The organism is Streptomyces sp. NPDC045778 (assembly GCF_056431945.1).
This window is the reverse complement of record NZ_JBWKJZ010000013.1, coordinates 199,935-217,492: the sequence shown is the minus strand read 5'-3', so window position 1 is coordinate 217,492 and position 17,558 is coordinate 199,935. Positions and strand designations below refer to the sequence as shown.

13 protein-coding genes and 1 pseudogene are annotated in these 17,558 nt (G+C 70.1%); 4 read left to right on the top strand and 10 right to left on the bottom strand.

The window, feature by feature from the left end:
* Nucleotides 1-462 precede the first annotated feature (462 nt).
* Both AC07GB_RS19185 and AC07GB_RS19180 read left to right on the top strand, forming a co-directional pair.
* Nucleotides 463-702: a hypothetical protein gene (locus AC07GB_RS19185; protein WP_478846870.1), complete on the top strand. Its 240-nt coding sequence runs from the start codon at nt 463-465 to the stop codon at nt 700-702.
* On the top strand, nt 702-1,079 hold the full coding sequence (locus tag AC07GB_RS19180; protein WP_478846868.1) for a toxin Doc: 378 nt from the start codon (nt 702-704) through the stop codon (nt 1,077-1,079). The genes AC07GB_RS19185 and AC07GB_RS19180 overlap by 1 nt, the downstream gene beginning before the upstream one ends.
* 158 nt (nt 1,080-1,237) lie before the next feature.
* Here the strand turns inward: AC07GB_RS19180 and AC07GB_RS19175 are convergent, their stop codons facing one another.
* The 5 genes and pseudogenes from AC07GB_RS19175 to AC07GB_RS19155 form a co-directional block, all read right to left on the bottom strand.
* Nucleotides 1,238-1,600, bottom strand: a complete 363-nt coding sequence (locus AC07GB_RS19175) for a hypothetical protein (protein WP_478846866.1) — start codon at nt 1,598-1,600, stop codon at nt 1,238-1,240.
* Between the two features lie 1,366 nt (nt 1,601-2,966).
* On the bottom strand, nt 2,967-4,001 hold the full coding sequence (locus AC07GB_RS19170; protein ID WP_478846864.1) for an SMP-30/gluconolactonase/LRE family protein: 1,035 nt from the start codon (nt 3,999-4,001) through the stop codon (nt 2,967-2,969).
* 183 nt (nt 4,002-4,184) lie between these two features.
* Nucleotides 4,185-4,787 (bottom strand): class I SAM-dependent methyltransferase, encoded by a 603-nt coding sequence (locus AC07GB_RS19165; RefSeq protein WP_478846862.1) that lies wholly within the window; start codon nt 4,785-4,787, stop codon nt 4,185-4,187.
* A pseudogene (locus tag AC07GB_RS19160) lies at nt 4,787-5,861 on the bottom strand (aldo/keto reductase). The gene AC07GB_RS19165 and the pseudogene AC07GB_RS19160 overlap by 1 nt, the downstream one beginning before the upstream one ends.
* Nucleotides 5,862-6,154: 293 nt before the next feature.
* Nucleotides 6,155-7,606 carry an aldehyde dehydrogenase gene (locus AC07GB_RS19155; RefSeq protein ID WP_478846860.1) on the bottom strand — a complete coding sequence of 484 codons (1,452 nt, stop codon included), beginning with the start codon at nt 7,604-7,606 and terminating at the stop codon, nt 6,155-6,157.
* Between the two features lie 170 nt (nt 7,607-7,776).
* On the opposite strand from AC07GB_RS19155, the gene AC07GB_RS19150 reads away from it, so the two are divergent.
* The gene (locus AC07GB_RS19150) at nt 7,777-8,496 is read left to right on the top strand and encodes a TetR/AcrR family transcriptional regulator (protein WP_478846858.1); all 720 of its coding nucleotides are present in this window, start codon (nt 7,777-7,779) and stop codon (nt 8,494-8,496) included.
* On the opposite strand, the gene AC07GB_RS19145 is transcribed toward AC07GB_RS19150, so the two are convergent.
* From AC07GB_RS19145 to AC07GB_RS19135, 3 genes are read right to left on the bottom strand one after another with little or no spacing between them, the layout of a single operon-like run.
* Nucleotides 8,419-10,239 (bottom strand): hypothetical protein, encoded by a 1,821-nt coding sequence (locus AC07GB_RS19145; RefSeq protein ID WP_478846856.1) that lies wholly within the window; start codon nt 10,237-10,239, stop codon nt 8,419-8,421. The two genes, AC07GB_RS19150 and AC07GB_RS19145, sit on opposite strands and share 78 nt — an antisense overlap.
* A 54-nt stretch (nt 10,240-10,293) precedes the next feature.
* The gene (locus AC07GB_RS19140) at nt 10,294-10,635 is read right to left on the bottom strand and encodes a helix-turn-helix domain-containing protein (protein ID WP_478846854.1); all 342 of its coding nucleotides are present in this window, start codon (nt 10,633-10,635) and stop codon (nt 10,294-10,296) included.
* The gene (locus AC07GB_RS19135; RefSeq protein WP_478846852.1) at nt 10,632-11,816 is read right to left on the bottom strand and encodes a tyrosine-type recombinase/integrase; all 1,185 of its coding nucleotides are present in this window, start codon (nt 11,814-11,816) and stop codon (nt 10,632-10,634) included. The genes AC07GB_RS19140 and AC07GB_RS19135 overlap by 4 nt, the downstream gene beginning before the upstream one ends.
* A gap of 205 nt (nt 11,817-12,021) precedes the next feature.
* Between AC07GB_RS19135 and AC07GB_RS19130 the strand changes: the two genes are divergently transcribed.
* Nucleotides 12,022-12,753, top strand: coding sequence for a 3-keto-5-aminohexanoate cleavage protein (locus AC07GB_RS19130; protein ID WP_478846851.1), 732 nt, complete (start codon nt 12,022-12,024; stop codon nt 12,751-12,753).
* 92 nt (nt 12,754-12,845) lie between these two features.
* Here the strand turns inward: AC07GB_RS19130 and AC07GB_RS19125 are convergent, their stop codons facing one another.
* Both AC07GB_RS19125 and AC07GB_RS19120 read right to left on the bottom strand, forming a co-directional pair.
* Nucleotides 12,846-14,681, bottom strand: coding sequence for a hypothetical protein (locus AC07GB_RS19125; RefSeq protein ID WP_478846849.1), 1,836 nt, complete (start codon nt 14,679-14,681; stop codon nt 12,846-12,848).
* 1 nt (nt 14,682) lies between these two features.
* Complete coding sequence (locus AC07GB_RS19120; RefSeq protein WP_478846847.1) at nt 14,683-17,349, bottom strand: hypothetical protein; 2,667 nt, start codon at nt 17,347-17,349, stop codon at nt 14,683-14,685.
* Nucleotides 17,350-17,558: the final 209 nt, after the last annotated feature.

Sequence of the window (17,558 nt, the reverse complement as noted above, 5' to 3'; positions counted from 1 at the left end):
CGGACGTTGGTCACCCCCGTGGAGATGATCCAGAGTTCCTGAGCGTCTGGGAGATCATCGAAAGCCGGCTTGCTGCGTAGCGCGGCGAAGATTTGTGTCGGCGAGCTGTTCTCCAGGGTTTCCTTCACGGAGGCCAGAGGGATTCCCGGCCCGTCGGGCGCGTCATCGAAGTGACTGGCCGAGCGCGAGTGGCAAGAAGCGAAGAGCAGCGCGGAAAGGCGCCTCAGGAATGCGTCTGGCTCCACTTCCCACTTCGCGCACCGCGTGTGGAGCCAGGACGAGAGATCGTCGTCGTCTTCGATGTATGCCGTGACGGTCTTGCTGATCTCCTGACACGACCGTACGAGGGGATCTTCCATGAATTGATGCCTCCCGGAGCGCCCCGGCCTCGTGTGCGGAGGAACTGTCCAGCACTGTCTCAGGGCTGGCGCAGCCTTGGTACCTGTTAGGTACCATCGAACTATGCCGTCACTGAATGTGTCCTTCACGGACGAGGAGATGGAAGCCGTCCGCGCGGCCGCCGCCGCGGAGGGCAAGAGCCTCAAGCAGTACCTCCATGACCTGGGCGTACGCGAGCTGCACCGCAGGCAGTTCGTCGCCGGCTGCGGTGCGTGGGCGGACCGGCTGCGGGACGAGTTCGACGAGGCGTTCCCCGAGGAGAAACCGCGCGGCGACAAAAGGGGCGGGGCCGCGGCCGCCTGATGGTGACGTACATCGACGTCTCCTGGCTCCTCGACGTCCAGGAGGCCGCCCTTGAGCACGAGGACGTGACCGTCTCCGACTACTCGGCGCTGGTGGCGGCCGTCGCCCGGCACAAGACACGGCTGCCCACCCTGCACACCGCCGACCCGGACACCGCCTGGCGGGCCGCCGCGCTGCTGCACACCATCGTGCGCCTGGAGCCGCTGCCGCACCGCAACAGCCTCTTCGCGGCCTTCGTCGCCGCCCAGTACATGGCCCAGTCGGGCGAGGGCATCGACCCGCCCTACGGGGCCCTGTCGGACGTGGTGCGGAAAGTGCGGGACGAACGCTTGAAGATCAACGCGGTCGCGGACGCGCTGAGGTCCTGGAAGATCTGACCCGACGGGCCAGGGGGCTTCCGGGGGCCTCGCCCCCGGCCGGCTCACCTGCCGGGGCCCTTCCGACAGCCCCCGGCCCGGGCGCCGTTGCCCGCTTCGGCCGGGCGGCTCCGCCAGGTGCCGGCGGGAGGTCTTGTCGGGGCTGGAAAGCCACCGCGTCAGTAGCCGGGCGGGATCCGGTCCTGGGGCCCGTCAGCCGCCTCTGCCGCGCCCTCGGCCTCCTCGTCCCTCTGCGCCCCCTCGGCGAGAGCCGGTTCGGCCGAGTCCGAGATCAGCTCCGCGACGCGCAGGATGCACTCCCACTTCGACAGCTTGCCTTTGATCACCACCAGGTAGGTCTCCTGGTCGGTGAGGCGGTACACATGACGCCGCTTCTCGACGATCTTCTTACTCGGTACGTACGTGAGAAGGGCCGCACGCAGGGCCTTCAACGCCTGGTCCTTTGTCTTCAGGCCACGGCAGAGGAACTCGGTCCTGTGCACGTCGCTGTCATACTCCGCGATCACGACCCAGCTGCCCATCCGCTCACCCCCCGGCGCCACTGCCAGTCACCCACAGCTCAGCCGCCGGAGCAAGCACGATGCACGCTTCCCGGTGGTACGAACGTCGGCCTCAGCGCGGTCGCAGGTCGGCCATGGCGAGGCCAAGAGGGCCTGGACCGGCACCGGCTTCTCCCCTCCCCCGAGGGGGGATCGGTCCCGTGCAGCGTGCGAAGTGGGCACGGGACCGGCCCCACGCCGCCCGTCCTGTCGAGGCGACAAGCTCACGCTACGACCGACACCTGGCTCCGGCACGCGGCCCTGGGCCACGCAGGTGGCGCGGGACCGCGTCCCGCACCGCCTCTCGGGAGGGCCACGGCGCACTTGCCCGGCGGGAGCGCGGTGACCACAAAAGGCACCTTGAGCAGGGAGCACGGACAGGCGCGCAGGTTCCAGGAATCCTGGACGCCGGGACACCGGAACCCGTATGCGAGTATCCGAATCATAGGGCCTGGCATACGGGTTGACGGCTGCGGGGCAAACGTCACCAAGGGCATCCGGGCGAACGGGGCACGGCCCGAAGCCCGTACGCTGGCTGGCTGGGTGTGCGAGGCGACAGCCGGAAACTTGGCAGGCGGTCCTCGAATTTTGGTCACGGAACTCCACGCCCTACGCAAAGTCGGCCGCCCCACGTGGGCAGTCTGGGAGATCAGGCAGCGTTGAAGGAGGCGTGATGACGATGCCGCTCACGCCCGTCATCGGCGTCAAGCGCCGCGGCTGCGAGGCAGTTTCGCGCTCCAACCTGTAGCCGATCTTCACCGAACTCGCCGAGCAGCGGGAAAACAACGGCCGAGCCGTGCCGGCGGACGGATCAGGAGTGGACGGTTCTCGTCTGCTGCTCCCTCCTTGCCCGTACCTTGACCGCGCGGTGCGGGCGCGGGCCCTCAGATACCCGCACCGCACCCCTAAGGAGCCCGTCGGCGCCGTAGGGCGCCGGGCTCGGCGGGCTGCCGGACCGGCACACCCTGGCTGGGCCCACCGGTCCGGAAGCCCCATCAGTCCACCACCAACCGGCCGGAGGTTCGTGACGGCGCTCGGCAGCACGAAGACCCCGACCGCTCGGGGAGATCGGGACCTCGCTTCGCCGGGAAGCTGACGCGGCCCCCGACGCCGGGCGCGGAATCGGGCCCTCGGACCGCACCGGCCCGACGTGGGGCGTCCGAATCCAGTGCACGCGTCGGACGTCTTAACGGCGCTCAGGGCCGTGGGGTCACCCGCCGTGCGAGTCGAGCACCCGCGCCGTACGGTCCCCGCCGGACACGACCGCGCGGCAGCCCGCCCCGCCCGCCGCACCTGTCACCAGCGCGGCCACGCCTTCGACGTCGACGGCGGCATCGGCTCGCCCGCCCTAGCCTCTAGACACGAGACGGTCAATGCTTAGAGGTTTGGGGCGGGTGAGCAGGACGATGTCGTCCTCGTGGAGGCTGCCTGCCGCCACGGTGCCGTGGTGTTCGGTGACGCTGGTGACGAAGGCGTAGGAGCCGTCGCTGGTGCGCAGGTCGTGGACGAGGCGGCCGTCGAGGTCGAAGGCCATCACCCACGCGAGGGGGGTGGCTTTGGGGCGTATGGCCTCGGGCAGGTTCCACACGAGGAGCCGCCAGACGCCGGGCAGGGGCAGCAGCTTGTCCAGCAGTGCGTGGCGGGGAGCGGCCATGGCCACCCACACGAGGTGGTCGCTGCCCAGGCTCATGTTGTCCGGCGTGCCGGGAAGGTTGTCGGCCCAGGGCTCGGCGGAGCCTTGCTTGGGGCCGGACAGCCAGTAGCGCCTGATCCGGTAGCCGGCGGATTCGGCGAGGAGCAGGTGTGTGGCGTCGGGGGCCAGGACGAGGCCGTTGGCGAACTTCAGATCGTCCAGGAGCACGGTGAGGGTGCCGTCGGTGTCGTAGCGGACGAGCATGCCGGTGCAGGAATGCTCGACGATGTCGCCCAGGTAGTGCTCGAGGGTCCAGCGCTGGGTGGAGACGGTGAACCAGATGGTTCCGTCGGTGCTTCGCACCACGTTGCTGGCGAAGCGGAGCGGGCGGCCTGCGATGGTGTCGACCAGGACCTGTATCGTCCCGTCCTCGCTTACACGTAGCAGTCCTCGGTCGTGGTCACATACCAGCGTGCTGCCGTCTGGGCAGGGCTGGAGCCCGAGGGGGCGGCCGGCGGTGTTGGCGATCACGGTGCGCTCGGCGGTGATGGGGTCGAGGCGGATGATGCTGCCGTCCGCGAGGCCGGCCAGCAGGCGCCCTTCGTGGTCGTGGATCACGTCTTCGGGGCCGTGGCCGCCGGTCGCGAGACGGTGGGCGATGGTGATGCGGCCCGCTTTCGCGCTGGAGTCGGCCGGGTGCAGTGGTGGAGTCCAGCGCCGGGGTGAGATCAGGCGGCGGCGTCGGGGCATGGCAGGCTCCCTGCGGGTTCTCTGGACGGGCGGGCGCTTGAAGGTGCGTTTCAAGAAGCCGTCCACACGGCGGCGGGCGAGGGCGTCACAGGGCAGCTCCGATGAGGTCGCGTGGCTTGGCATGGGGCCAGCGCCTGGGCCACTGCCCTTCACGTTCCGGATGGTCGGGCTGCCTGGCGGTCATCACAGCGGTCTGCGGCCGGTGTAGCAGCGGGCTGGTGGCAGGTTCGCCCACACCACCTTGCTCACCCCCACCTCGTCGAACGCCTCGTGCAGTGTGGCGTGGAAGCGTCGGGCACCGTTCATGGGAGCCGCGTGCAGGTAACCGAAGGTGATGAAGGTGCCGCCGGGGTCCAGGAGCCGTCCGATCTGCTGCAGGATCGCGTGCTGCTGCGCGGCGGGGAACAGGGACCAGGGCAGGCCGCCGACCACGGCGTCGGCGCGGCGTACGCCGCGGTCGGCCAGCAGCTCCTCGAGGTTGAGGGCGTCGCCGTGGACGACTTCGGCGCCAAAGCCGCCGGCGGCCAGGTAGGCGGCCAGTCGGGCGTCCCGTTCCAGGGCCAGGTGTCGGCCGGAGGCCGGCAGACGGTGCTGGATGGCCCGGGTGACCGGCCCGGTGCCCGCGCCGAGCTCGACCACCACCGGGGAGCCGGTCGTGGGGACTACGGAGGCCAGCATCTGGGCGAGGGAGGCCGAGCTGGGGGCCACGGCACCGACCTTCCTCGGTGCCCGCCGGGTGGCGGAGAGGAACTGCCCGTACGGTGCCAGGGTGCAGGTGCTGGTCATCAGGTGGTGGTCCTCAGGGCTCGTGGATGCACGACGGCTCCGCGGTGGACGACGGCGTGGCCCGGCCCGGCGAGGAAGTCGTGCGGGAAGCCGAGTTCGACGGCGCTGGCCTTGTCCAGGGTGGCCACGTGGTCGTCGGTGAACTCCACGTTCAGGGCCTGGAGGTTGTCTTCCAACTGAGCCAGGGTCCGGGCACCGATGATCGGCGCCGTGACGGCCGGGTTGCGCAGCGTCCAGGCGAGCGCCACCTGGGCGGGGGTGGCCCCCGCCTCGGCAGCGACCTGCCGCACAGCATCGGCGATGTCGAGACCGCGTTCGGTCAGCGACCCCATGCCGGCGGCCACGGTCCGCCGGGAAGCGACGGCGCTGGTGAGGTCCTTGTTCCCTTCCAGGTCCGCGCGGCTGTACTTGCCGGTCAGCACGCCGTTGGCCAGCGGCGACCACGGGATCACGCCCATCCCGAGTTCTGCCGCCATGGGGATCAGGTCCCGCTCGCCAGTGCGCTGGATCAGGCTGTACTCGATCTGCAGCGCGACCGGCTGTGCCCAGCCCCGCAGGTCGGCGACGGCCTGCATCCGTGATGTCTGCCAGGCCGGAGTGTTCGACAGTCCGGTGTAGAGCACCTTGCCGGAGCACACCAGGTCGTCCATGGCGCGCAGCACTTCTTCCACCGGTGTGGTGCCGTCCCAGACGTGCAGGTAGGCAGGTCGATGTAGTCGGTGTTCAGCCGGCGCAGGCTGGCTTCCACCGAGCGGACCATGCTCTTGCGGTGGTTCCCACCGGCGTTGGGGTCACCGTCGCGGGTGGAATTGGCGTACTTGGTGGCCAGCACCACCTGCTCCCCCGGCGCTCGCCGAGGAACTGACCGAGCAGCCGCTCGGCACTTCCCTCGGTGTAGGTGTTGGCGGTGTCGGTGAAGTTGCCGCCCCGCTCCAGGTAGGTGTCCAGGATGCGGCGCGCCTCGTCGGTCTCGGAGCCGAAGCCCCATTCCCTGCCGAACGTCATGGTTCCCAGAGCGAGCGGGGAGACCCTGAGGCCGGAGCGGCCCAGGAAGCGGTAGGTGTCGAGGGACATCTGATCACCCATGGTGGTTCCTCCGATGTCGGTGACCGATGAGGTTCATGTGACTGACGGTGTGCATGGCGCGACGGGGGGAAACGGGGGCGTTTCGACGAATGAGGGCGTCGGCTCCGGCGGATCGCTTGAGCTTGTGGCGGCGTTCACCCGTGCGCAGCGCTTACTCGGTCGGCCACACCCGGTGTGCCCCCGGACAGCCCTGACGGGGGGCAGCACCAAGTGGTGGGCTGTAGGTGCGGCATGCCGGCACACGGGTCGCTGGCCTGGCTCCAGGCCGGCGGCCCGTGGCCTCAGGCGCGCTGAGGGTCGACGCCGAAGACGGTCTTGGTCTCGCGGTAGGCCCCGAAGCCCTCTGCGCCCATCTCCCGGCCGATGCCCGATGCCTTGAAGCCGCCGCCCGGCGCACCGAAGTCCGGCATGTAGCCGTTGACGCCCATCGTGCCGGTGCGCACCGCCCGGGCGACCTTGAAGGCGCGGTCCGCGTCTTCGCTGAAGACCGCTCCGCCCAGGCCGTAGGCCGAGTCGTTGGCGAGGCGGACGGCGTCGTCGTCGCCATCGTGCGGGATCAGTACCAGGACGGGACCGAAGATCTCTTCCTGCGCGATCTTCATGCTGTTGTCGACGCCGGTGAAGACGGTCGGCTCCACGTACCAGCCGCGCGTGATCCCCTTGGGCCGGCCGCCGCCGGTGGTGACGTGCGCGCCCTCGGCCAGACCGGACGCGATGTAGCCCTCGACGCGGTCCCGCTGCCGCTGGGAGATCAGCGGACCGATCTGGGTGTCCTCATCCCACGGGTCGCCGACCTTGAGCGCCTTGACGGCGGCGGTGATGGCCTGGGCGAACTCGTCGTAGCGGGCGCGCGGCAGCAGGATGCGGGTGAGCGCCATGCACGCCTGGCCGTTGTTGGGCACGATGCCGCCGGCCAGGGCGTACTGGACGACCGTGTCCAGGTCGGCGTCGTCCAGGACGACGGCCGCGGATTTTCCGCCCAGCTCCAGGCTCACTCGCTTGAGGTCGTTGCCGGTGATCGAGCCGATCGTACGGCCGGCGACGGTGCTGCCGGTGAAGGACACCTTGTCGATGCCGGAGTGGCGTACCAGGTACTCGCTGACCTTGCGGTCCGCGGCGACGATGTTGAGCACGCCGGCCGGGAGGCCGGCAGCTTGCGCCGCTTCGGCCAGGAAGTAGAACTCCAGCGGGGTCTCCTCAGGCGCCTTGGCGACGACCGTGCAGCCGGCGGCCAGCGCGGGTGCGACCTTGGCCATGAGCAGGAAAAGCGGGCTGTTCCACGGCACGATCGCGGCGACGACTCCGACCGGCTCGTGACGCACGGTGAACGCAGTGCCGGTCAGGCCGGTCCGCACCTCCTCCACGCCGTCGGTCTCGGCCATGTCGACGTAGTAGTGGAGCAGGCCGGCGCCGGCCTGGCCGATCCACAGGTTGTTGGCGCGCGTGGTGCCGACCTCGTCGGTCATCACGTCGGCGATCTTCTCCCCGGCCGCCGTCAGGTTCTCCGCCAGCCTGCGCAGAATCACCCCGCGCTCGCTCGGCGACATCCGCGGCCACGGGCCCTCGTCGAACGCGCGGCGCGCGGCGCCGACGGCCAGGTCGATGTCATCGGCGACGCCCAGCGGCGCCCGGCCGACTACCTCCTGGGTGGAGGGAGAAACCACGTCGGCCATCGATGCGCTGGCCGGCTTCTGCCACTGGCCGTCGATGAAGAAGTACTCGTACTCGTACATGTCGGTTCTTTCGTCGGGTGCCCATAGGGCGGGAGTTGGGATGAGGAGGGCGAAGGAGAGCCACCGGCGGGCATCCCACCCTCTTAAGGTACTGCCGGTATCTTTCCTGGCTCCACCATAACGGACCGCCGGTCACTTAACAACAGACCGGCGGTATGTACGATGCTCGAGTGGACTTTCAACGTGCTCGTAACGACGAACAGCGTGAGCAGAGGCGGCGGCACATCCTTGAGACCACGGCAGGGATGCTGACGGAGATGCCGGTCGCGCAGCTGAGCCTGAACGAGCTGAGCCGGCGCGTGGGCCTGGCGAAGGCGAACGTGCTGCGGTACTTCGAATCGCGGGAGGCGATCCTGCTGCAGCTGCTGGACGCCGAGCTGCAGGACTGGCTCGCCGAGCTGGAGGACGCGCTCACGCCCGTCGGGGGAACGCCGCGCGAGCGCGGCGACCGGTTGGCCAGGGTGCTGGCCGAGTCCCTGGCCCACCGGCCGGTACTGTGCGACCTGATCAGTGCCCAGGCAGCCGTACTCGAGCACAACGTCTCCGTCCAGGTGGCCATCGAGCACAAGAACGCCAGCCTGCGCACCTATCAGGCCCTTGCGTACTTGTTCCTGCGGTACCTGCCGGAGCTCGGCGACCAGGACGTGTTCCGGCTCGTGGGCTTGGGCATTCTGGCGATCAGCGCAGCCTGGCCCTACAGCAGCCCTCCCGATGCGCTGCTGGCCGCGTTCGCCTCCAGTCCGGCGCTCGCGTCACTGCAAGCGGACTTCACTGATCTCGTGCGACAGTCCGTGGAAGTGGCCATCTCCGGACTACTGGCCCGTGCGGAGAACGTGCCGCTGGGAGCCGGTCCCGTGCGGGCATCCCCCGGTCAAGAACACAGGGAGTGAACCACCCGCGACCAGCCCGCCGACAAGGGCGGGCATCTGGCCGGAACCGAAACCGGAGCCGCCGCTAGCGGTGAGACGGCTCAGCACCCCATCAGCCATCACACTCACAGCACGGGCCCCGGTCAGCGGCCGGGATCTCTGTTCACGGCTTCCACCTCGGCCTGAGCCCAGCCGTTCAAGGTCACCGAGGGAGCTTCGCGGTGCGCTCCGGGTGGGCCGCGGTGATGTACCGCATGGCGGTATGGGCAGCGAGACCTTGACCCAGGCTCTCAGCTCCTGCGCGATCGGCTCGGGCAGAGCGGCGAGCTCCTCTTCCAGCCTCATCTGGTACGTGTCGCGCCGGAACTCCGGATCCGGCGTCAGCAGTCCTCGGGCTTCGAGGAACTGCGTGACGCGCCGCCCGCTGACCACCTTGGACCTGGTCTCCACCAGGGCCTGGATGTCAGACTCCAGCACCGGGGCGTCGGCGCCGAGCCAGGACACCAGGATCCGCAACGCGCGCCTGGTCTTGGTGGCCGGCGGCGCGGTCCACCTCTGCTCCGTGATCTCCCTGTCCAAATCAGCGAGCAGCTTCTCAGCCGACTCGGTCAGCGCTGGCAATTCCTGCACAGCGAGCTTGGCGACCGCCCGCCAGTCCCGTCGCATCTCGAACAGCGTCTGCTGGCCGGGAACGACCAGGTTCTCGGAAACGGGGGGTGCGCAAGCAGGCCGGTCATCGTCCGTACGCCGTCGTCCGTGCCCACGTACGTGGAGCGGTGGGCCGAGCCAGAGCTGCGTCGACGACTGGGGTTCGGCCCCGTGGCCGTGGGTCGTCACGCGACACCTGCGGCAGTGTCCGTCGGCCAGTGGCAGGCCGGCACGGCTGCACCGTTCGCACCGGCCCGTGGTCGTCTTGAGTGTCGTCCGCTCCAGGCGGGCGAACGCGGCGCAGGGCATGCAGACGACCAGGGGCTGGGCCGAGAACCAGCAGCCGCAGTGTTCGCAGGACCGCGGAGTTGACCTGCGTCGCGGACGCGGCGGGCGACGCGGCGGCCGCGCGGGCAGCGGCTGCATTCGCCTTGGAAGCTTCGGAGGCTCCTCCCAGATCCGCAGCATCCCCGCGCGCAGGAGGATGGCGCGGACGGACCGGACGTAGTTGGGGATGTCGTTGAGCACCATCTCGTCGACGAGGTCGTCGCCGTCAGCGTCGCGCACGGCGAGCGCCAGGCGCAACATCTCGTCCAGCTTGCGCTGCATGGGCTTGCTGAAACCGGTCTCGGCCGCGAACGCCGCCGTGTGATCGACGACGTCGGCGTATCCGGCAAGCGGCCTTTGCAGGATGCGCCGGCAGATGTCGATGGACAGCATCCGGCGGACGGGAAACAGCGGCAGCTGCCCGGGGACCGCCGGCGGAAGGACCGCTGGATCGTCCCGCGTCGGAGCTGCCGCGGCCGCGCGTATGTGCTCCACCCAGGTAAGCCGCTCGCGGCCGCCGACCGTGCGCCTGCCGTACTTCTTCAGCGGCTGAGCGTAGGTAGGCGCCAGCCCGTAGTAGAGCAGCATCAGCTGACGGCTGCGCGGAGCGCTCCCGTCGGGATCGGTGGCCCACTCGACATCGGAATCGAGCCGAACCGCATGCAGACACCCCCGGCACAGGACATCGGAGTTCAGGTGGCCGGTGTGGCGGCACCGTCGGCACTTGCCCTGCTCAGGGTGCTTCTTGCGCCACTCCGCGCACCCCGAGCACACTGCCGAGCCGAGCATGCCCCAGCCCCTGTACTCCGGGCACTGTGCAGGAGTAGATCGCTTCCCCACGGGTCAGTTGGGCGGCAGCGAGCGCGGCCCGCTCTGCCGGCGCGGCTTCGGACGAACCGGGCCGCCGCCTCCGTCCTCCTCAGCGCCCACGGCCTTGGGCAGTTCCTCGCTCTCCCCGGCCGCCAACTCCAGCGGCTCGGCCTGCAGCAGATCGCCGACGGTGCAGTGCAGCACCGCGCAGATCTTGTCCAGATCGTCCAGGCGGACCGTCACCGGAGTGCCGCTCCACATCGCGGCGACCTTGCTCAGCGACGGCGTGAACCCGACCGTCTTGAACGCCTCCAGCAGCTCCGTGGGGCGCCACAGGTCCCGCTGGGCGGCCACCATCCTCAGATTCCACTTCACCGAAGGTTCCCCTTGTCCATCACCAGGCGCTGGGCCGCCCGCGAGCTCGCAGCAACATTCGCATGCTCGGGGTCGGCTTGGGCGGTCGCCATGTACCGAAGAGTCGTGGTGGCCCACTCGTGACCGAGGACGCGCTGGGCTTCCCACAGCGTCATGCCACGCTCGTAGTTGTGGGTCGCACAGGCGTGCCGCAGGAGGTGCGGGTACGGGTCGGTGACGGGCCCGGTCAGGAAGTTCGCGGCCGCGGCGTGCAGCTGCCGGCGGAACGTCGACGGCGTGATCGCGGGCGCGATCGGCAGATTGAGCGCCGACACCGCCTTCGGCTTCCGCTCGGACGGCCACAACGGTGCCGAGGGATGCTCGACGTCGTCGCCGAACTCCGCTCGAACCTCTTCGATGGACCACCACAGCAGCTCACGGCCCTCGCGGAACATGTAGGCCTCGCGGGGTCTTGGCCCCGAGCCCCGAGCGCCCTTGCCCTGGACGACGAACCGGCCCCACTGCCCATGCTCCCAGTGGATGTCGCCCATCGTCACCGGGCACAGTTCCGCAGCCCGGACCCCGGAGATGTACCCGACCTTGGACATGACGTAGTCGCGGCAGGCCACCGCGAACTTCCTGGAGTGAGGCAGATGCTCCCGCCAGCGAGCGAAGAACTCCTTCATCGCTGTTTGCGACGGTGGGATCCGAAGCCCGAAATCACCACGGTGCACAGGCCTGTTGAACGGGTCGACCGGCGACTCCACCGCTGCCCCGAACCGCATCATGATCTCGTGCGCGTAGCGCTGCTCGAGGAACGCGAAGAACGCATCGATGTGGTTGAGCTTCTGCCGATTGGTGTGGCGAGCGCGCTTGCCCGGGCCAGCGAAGTACCTGTCGACCTCGCGCGGGGTCAGGTGCCAGGGAACAGTGCCGTAGAAGTCGCAGACCTCGATGACCGGTTTGATCAGCTTGTCGATCGATGAAGGGGCCAGCCCCGCCGCGTCCCGGGCCCGCTGATACTCCGTGAGCGCATCGACGAAAAAGCTCTCCTCGTCCTGGGCTGACATCCGCGCTTGCTGGCGTCGCTGAAGGGTGACGACATCAGCCAAGCCGGTCTCGATCGGACCTGAGTCCTCGCTCACGGCTGTGAGCGGCGGCACGAGGGTGAGGGTGCGACCTTCGAAATCTGACAGAAACATCGAGAGTACTGGAGTTCATGCGAGCTTCTTCCAGTTACTCGCAAATTCCTGGAGATCGAGAATCGAGGACTCGGCATGGCTCTGACCTGCTAACCGGCCCCTTCACCCCTCTTGGGGGTTACGCGGGAACCTGCGCGTCCTCCACTAGAGCGCCGGGCACACGCCACGGGCCCCATCTGTCAGACCCCCCTGGAAAGCTCACACCATGCTGCAAGTCTGTCTGAACGGCGCCAGGAGCCGTGCCGAATGCGCTCACCTGCCCGTGACCCCGCGCCAGTTGGCGGCGGCAGCCCGCGCGGCCGTCGCCGTCGGCGCGCGGGACATCCATCTCCACCCCAAGGACCGCGAGGGCGAGGACACGCTGGACCCCGCCACCGTCGCCGCGGCCGTCACGGCCGTGCGGGCCGCCGTACCCGGCACCCCGGTCGGGGTGACCACCGGTGCCTGGGCCACGCCGGACCCCGGGACGCGTGCCGCTCAGATCCGGTCCTGGACCGTGCTGCCTGATCACGCCTCCGTGAACTGGCACGAGGACGGCGCCGCCGACGTCGCCACCGCCCTGCTGGACCGGGGTGTCGGTATCGAAGCGGGTCTCTACTCCGGGACCCCCGCCGCACAGCGGTTCCTCGGCTGGTCGCAGTCCCACCGCACCCTGCGCGTCCTGGTCGAGATCACCGAGGCCGACCCGCGGGCCGCCGTCCGTGCCGCAGCCGAACTGCTGGAGGAACTCCGACCGGCCACGGCCTCGCCGATCCTGCTGCACGGCGAGGACACCGCCGCCTGGCCCGTCCTCCGGCTGGCCGCGGCCCGCCGACTGGACACACGGATCGGCCTGGAGGACGTGCTCCTACTGCCCGACGGCACACCGGCCGGGACGAACGCCGACCTCGTCCACGCGGCGCAGGAAATCATCCGGCGGGCGGGCCGGGAGTTCTGAAGCCCGCCGCGACACCATCAAAGCGGCCGGTCAGGTCGCCGGACCTGGCCTGGCCGGCGGCCGGGTCCGCCGCGCACCCGCCACCGGCCCCTTCACGGCCCCATCGTCGCCGCCATGAAGCTCGTCGATGCGATGTGGCGCGGGGACGTGCGGAACTCCTCCCCCGCGAAGACGGCGAACTGGTGCCACCAGTTCAGCAGTTCCACCGGGGGCTCGAACTTCGCCGCCTCCCAGGGCTCGGCGTCGGCGAAGACGTACTCCGCCCACGGGTTGTCGGGGTTGGGCGGGCTGCGGTAATACGCCGCTTTCGTCGGCAGGACGTGGACGTCGGCTCCGGTCGCGCGCAGCTTGCCGAGGAACTGGGCGGTGGGCCTGCGCATGTCGGCGGGGGTCCACACCAGGTGGACCTGGAGGCGGGAACCGCGGGCCCGTGCGGTGTGCAGCAGCCGGGCCGTGCCGGTGCCGGCGAACCCGCTGGTGTCGAAGGCCAGCACCCGGCTGGTCCGCTCGCGGTTGCCGGGGTCGCTCAAGACGTTCCACAGGGCGTACCCGCCCCCGCTGTACGCGCCCACCCACGCGTCCTCGGCGATGCGGAGGGTGCCGGCGGGCGGTGCGGCCAGGCCCGGCTGCGGAGGGACGGGCAGGGTCAGGTCCCGTGCGGCCAGGAGTTGCTGCCCTGCGCCTCCGAAGGCGCCCCGGGTCCACAGGAGACGGATCGCCGCGGTGAGCCTTTCGTAGTGGCGGGGCCCGGTGATGGCGCCGTAGCCGCCGGCGCTGGCGGTCGGAAGGAGCAGGACGCGCAGCTCGCGGGCTTCCCTCAGGAGGGCGGGGGCGGTGCGGTCGAGGGCGTGCTCCATCCCGCACGGCAGGGAGCGGCGGCCCTCCAGGGGCTTGGCCGCCTGCGGGCTGTGGTCAAGGAGCCTGTCCCAGTCGGGCACATGGGCGATGTCCTTGGCGCTGGTGTGGTCGTGCCCGCTCAGGAGGTAGCGGCACAGGTTGCGCATCCCCTGCGTGGCGTGCCGGGATGTCGTAAGCCCGCTCAGGCTGGTCGAGGAGTACGGGTAGGAGCTGCCGACCGGCCGGTAGAAGACGTACGCGCCGACGCTGGTGTTCTCGGGCAGGCCAGGGCCGTCGTCGGCGGCCCTGGGCAGGGTGGCGAACCACAGCATCGGCTCGACCCGGGTGTTGAGCAGGATCCGCAGGCGGTGCGGGCGGTTGTTGCAGTGCGGTTCCAGGTACCAGGGGTTGAAGTCCTTCTCGACGCCGCGGGGGCAGGGCTTGACGTGCAGGGCCCACCACAGGTTGGTGATGTCAAGGAAGTCCGTGGCGACGCTGAGCGCGCCGTCACGGGTGATGGTGAGCAGCGGGTGGCGGCCCAGGAAGCGGCGCGCTGGGGCGTCCGATGTCCACTCCGGCACGGTCTGGTCGACCTCGTCGCCGCCGCCGCGCAGGTGGGTGGTCAGGCGGTAGCCCGGCACTTCGTAGGCGTCGGGCGCCAGGCGGCGTTCGAGGCCGGTGAAGGTGAGGCACTGGCGCACGGTGAGGGTCTCCGCCTCTTTGCCGTCGACGCGCAGGAGCACGGTGAAGGTGAGCCGGACGGCGTCGGCGTCCGCGGGTACGGAGAAGGTGACGGCGGTGTCCGACGCCGCGGTGGGCGGGCAGGGGCGGCCGGTGCCTGTCTCGCTCCAGCGGGCCCGTTCCTCCGCGGTGAGGGCGGTGAGGTCCAGCTCCACCGAGCCGTCGGCGGAGCCGCCGAAGGAGCGGCGATGCAGCAAGAAGTGCCGCTTCTCGCCCGGTTGCCGCCAGTGGACCGTGAGCCTGCCGGGCCCGGCCGCCTGGGCGGTCCTGGCGGCTCGGGCGGTCCCGACGGCGCGGGTGGCCCTGGCGGCGCGGGTGGTCCCGGCGGCGCGGGTGGTCGTGTGCGGCATGTCAGATCTGCATCCCGGTCTTGGGGTCGTAGCGCACCTCGGACGCCACGATCTGGTCGGTGGGGAGGACCTCGATCCAGGTGTCGAAGACCTTGAACGGCTCGGCGCCGCCGACTTCGAAGCCCTTCTCCAGCGGGTCGAAGCCGCGCTCGTACACCTTGTCGGTGGGCAGGTAGTTGACGGGGGTGCCGTCCGGCAGCCGGTCGCTGACCTTCTGCCGCGACTTCTGCCACTCGGCCGAGATGACGACCGCCAGGTAGCGGACGGCGTCGTGGACGGTGAGCCGGTCCGCGGGGAGGGTGCGGTAGCGGGCGGCGAGGTTCGGGTCCTTCCACACGTACTGCTTGAGTACGCCCAGCATGCGGGAGCGCTCGCCGTCGACGGACTCCGCGTACAGGCTGTCGAGGCCGTCGGTGCCTTCCACGCCCGCGTTGGTCAGCCAGTCCAGGGCCTCGAACTCCCGGCCCTGCCGGATGGGCACGATGGCCTTGACCCAGGGGGCGTTGAGGAAAGCGTTGCGCAGGTTGTCGCCGTCGAGCTGGAGCAGCCAGCCCAGGGAGCTGCCCAGGCGGGCGGGGGCGGAGTCGGCGGTGATGTAGTAGTCGGCCGGGTCGCGGACGCCGTCGCCCCAGTCGACGACGGTGCTCTTCTCGAACTCTCCCGTGGCGGCCTGGCCGATGCCGATGTTCTGCTTGCCCGCCACCTTCTGGGGCACCCACCACTCGGGAGCCACGAAGTACAGCATCTTCTCGACGTCGAAGAGGCTCTGTACGAGTTCCGCCATGACGTGGTGTGCCTGGTTGCCGACGGTGGCGGAGAGCCCGGCGCCGGTGAACAGCTGCCGCACCAGGTCGCGGTAGACGACGATGCGCTCCTCCTCGCGCAGGTCGGCGAAGGCGCGCGGGGCGATCCCGGACGCGATCTTCACGCGTTCCTGGGCGGCCTTGTAGAAGGCTTCCTTGGCGAGGCGTTCCTTCTCCTGGTCGACCTGCTTCAGGCGTTCCTTGTTCTGGTCCTCGATCTCCTTGCGGTACGCCGCGGAGGGGGCGTAGGTGACAGTGAAGCGGTAGGTGAAGACGTCCTCGTCCTCGCTGTGGCCGACGATCCGCAGCGCGAGGACGTTGCTGTCCTTGGCAGTCTCCTTGATCTCGAGGGCGGCGGTGTTGTTGTTCATCCACTGCACTTCGCCGTGACGCTGGTAGGTGTAGCCGTGCTTGGGGTACAGCGTCCGGTCGGCCAGGCGGGTGTCGAACTCGTCGTCGTCGGGGCCCTTCCAGGAGCCCTCGACGGTCTCCTCGTACTCCTCCGGCACGGGGATCAGCTGGGCGGGCTGGACCTGGGCCTCGGGGGGCTGGGCGATGTGGACGAGCTTGGCGGTGCCGAGCTGGTCGCCGGGCCGGTCGACGTAGGTCTGCCAGCACATCTGGGTGCCGATGTCCTGGACCTGCACGCCGACCTGGCGCATCTTGCGGCGCAGTTCGTAGTTCACCAGCTCGTCGGTGGTGTTCTGGAGCAGGTAGCGCTTGCTGGAGGTGTCCGTGGTCTCCACGACGGTCTTGAACGTCGACTTGAAGCTTCGCTTGATCTCGGTGGCGAGCTTGACGGTCTGCTGGCGGAGCTGCTTGTGGGTCTTCTCCTTGGCGGCCTTGCGGGTGTTCTCGGACTCGTAGCTCGTGGAGGCGGCCGCCTCCGTGTTGAACACGCCGATGCTGCCGCTGGTGTTCGCGGCGAGGCTGACGCCGAACTTGCTGCTGCTCTCGTTCTCGTCGCGTACGGAGGCCGAGAGTTCGTCCGCGACGGTGTTCTCCCGCTCGGTGCGGTCGGTGGTCTCGGTGGTGGACTCGGTGGTGCGCTCGGTGAGGGTGCGCCGGGTACTGGTCTCGATCAGCTCGACGCTGGCGCCGGGGCTGAGCCAGATGTGCTGCACGGGCGGGCCGAGGAACGAGTCGAACTCGAAGAAGTACTGGCGGAAGAGGTGCACGACGCCCAGGGGCGAGAGGGAGGCGTCGGCGGGGCCCGGCGCGGCCGCGGCCCGCTGATCGGACACCGCGCCGCGCAGGAGCCGGGTGAGGGCGTCGATGGCGGACACGTCGACCTGGCGGCCCCCGGCGGCGTACATGGCGTGCAGTACGTCGTAGCGGCCGGTGGCCTGGAGCTGCTTGAGGGTGCCCGCGATCTGGGACTCGCGGGCGGCCTGGGCGGCGGTGCCCGCGGCAGCGGTGCCGGTGTCGGCCGTGCGGGAGATGGGGCCGCCCTGGGAGATCTTCGACGCGGCGAGGCGGAGGAGTTCGGCGAGGCCTTCGGGGCCCACGAGGCGGTCCCAGACGGCCGGGTCGGTGAGGTCCTCCTGCCGCAGCCGGGCGATCAGTTCGCGGGAGACGACGGTGTCGAGCACGGGCGGCGGGGCGGAGACGACGGTGGGCCCCGGCTGGCCCGGCTCGATGGTCACCAGGGCCTCGTCCGCCGACGCGCCGCCGGACGGAAGGGAGTAGGAGGGCCGCATCTTCTCGGTGAGCGCGGCGGCCAGGGAGCGCTGCACGGCGGCTCCCTTGGCGCCGAAGCGGTCGGCGGCACGTGTGGAGCGCCAGCCGAGGAGGGGCTGGTAGACGCCGTACAGCTCGGAGGCGTAGGGCAGGGCGCCGTTGAATTTGGCGAGGTTGACGATCACGCGGGCCCTCCTGCGGCGCGCGTGGCCGTGCCCGCGCGGCGGGAGGACCGACGGCCCGCCGGGGGCCGTGGCTCCAGGCCTGACCGCCAGCCGCTGTCGGTACGTAAGAGGGTCGGGGCGGTCACGGGACCGGCTGATGCGGGGCGCCTTCGCATGTGCTCGCTCTCCTTCCACGAGGCCGGGCCGCTCGGCCCGGCGAGGCGCTCACT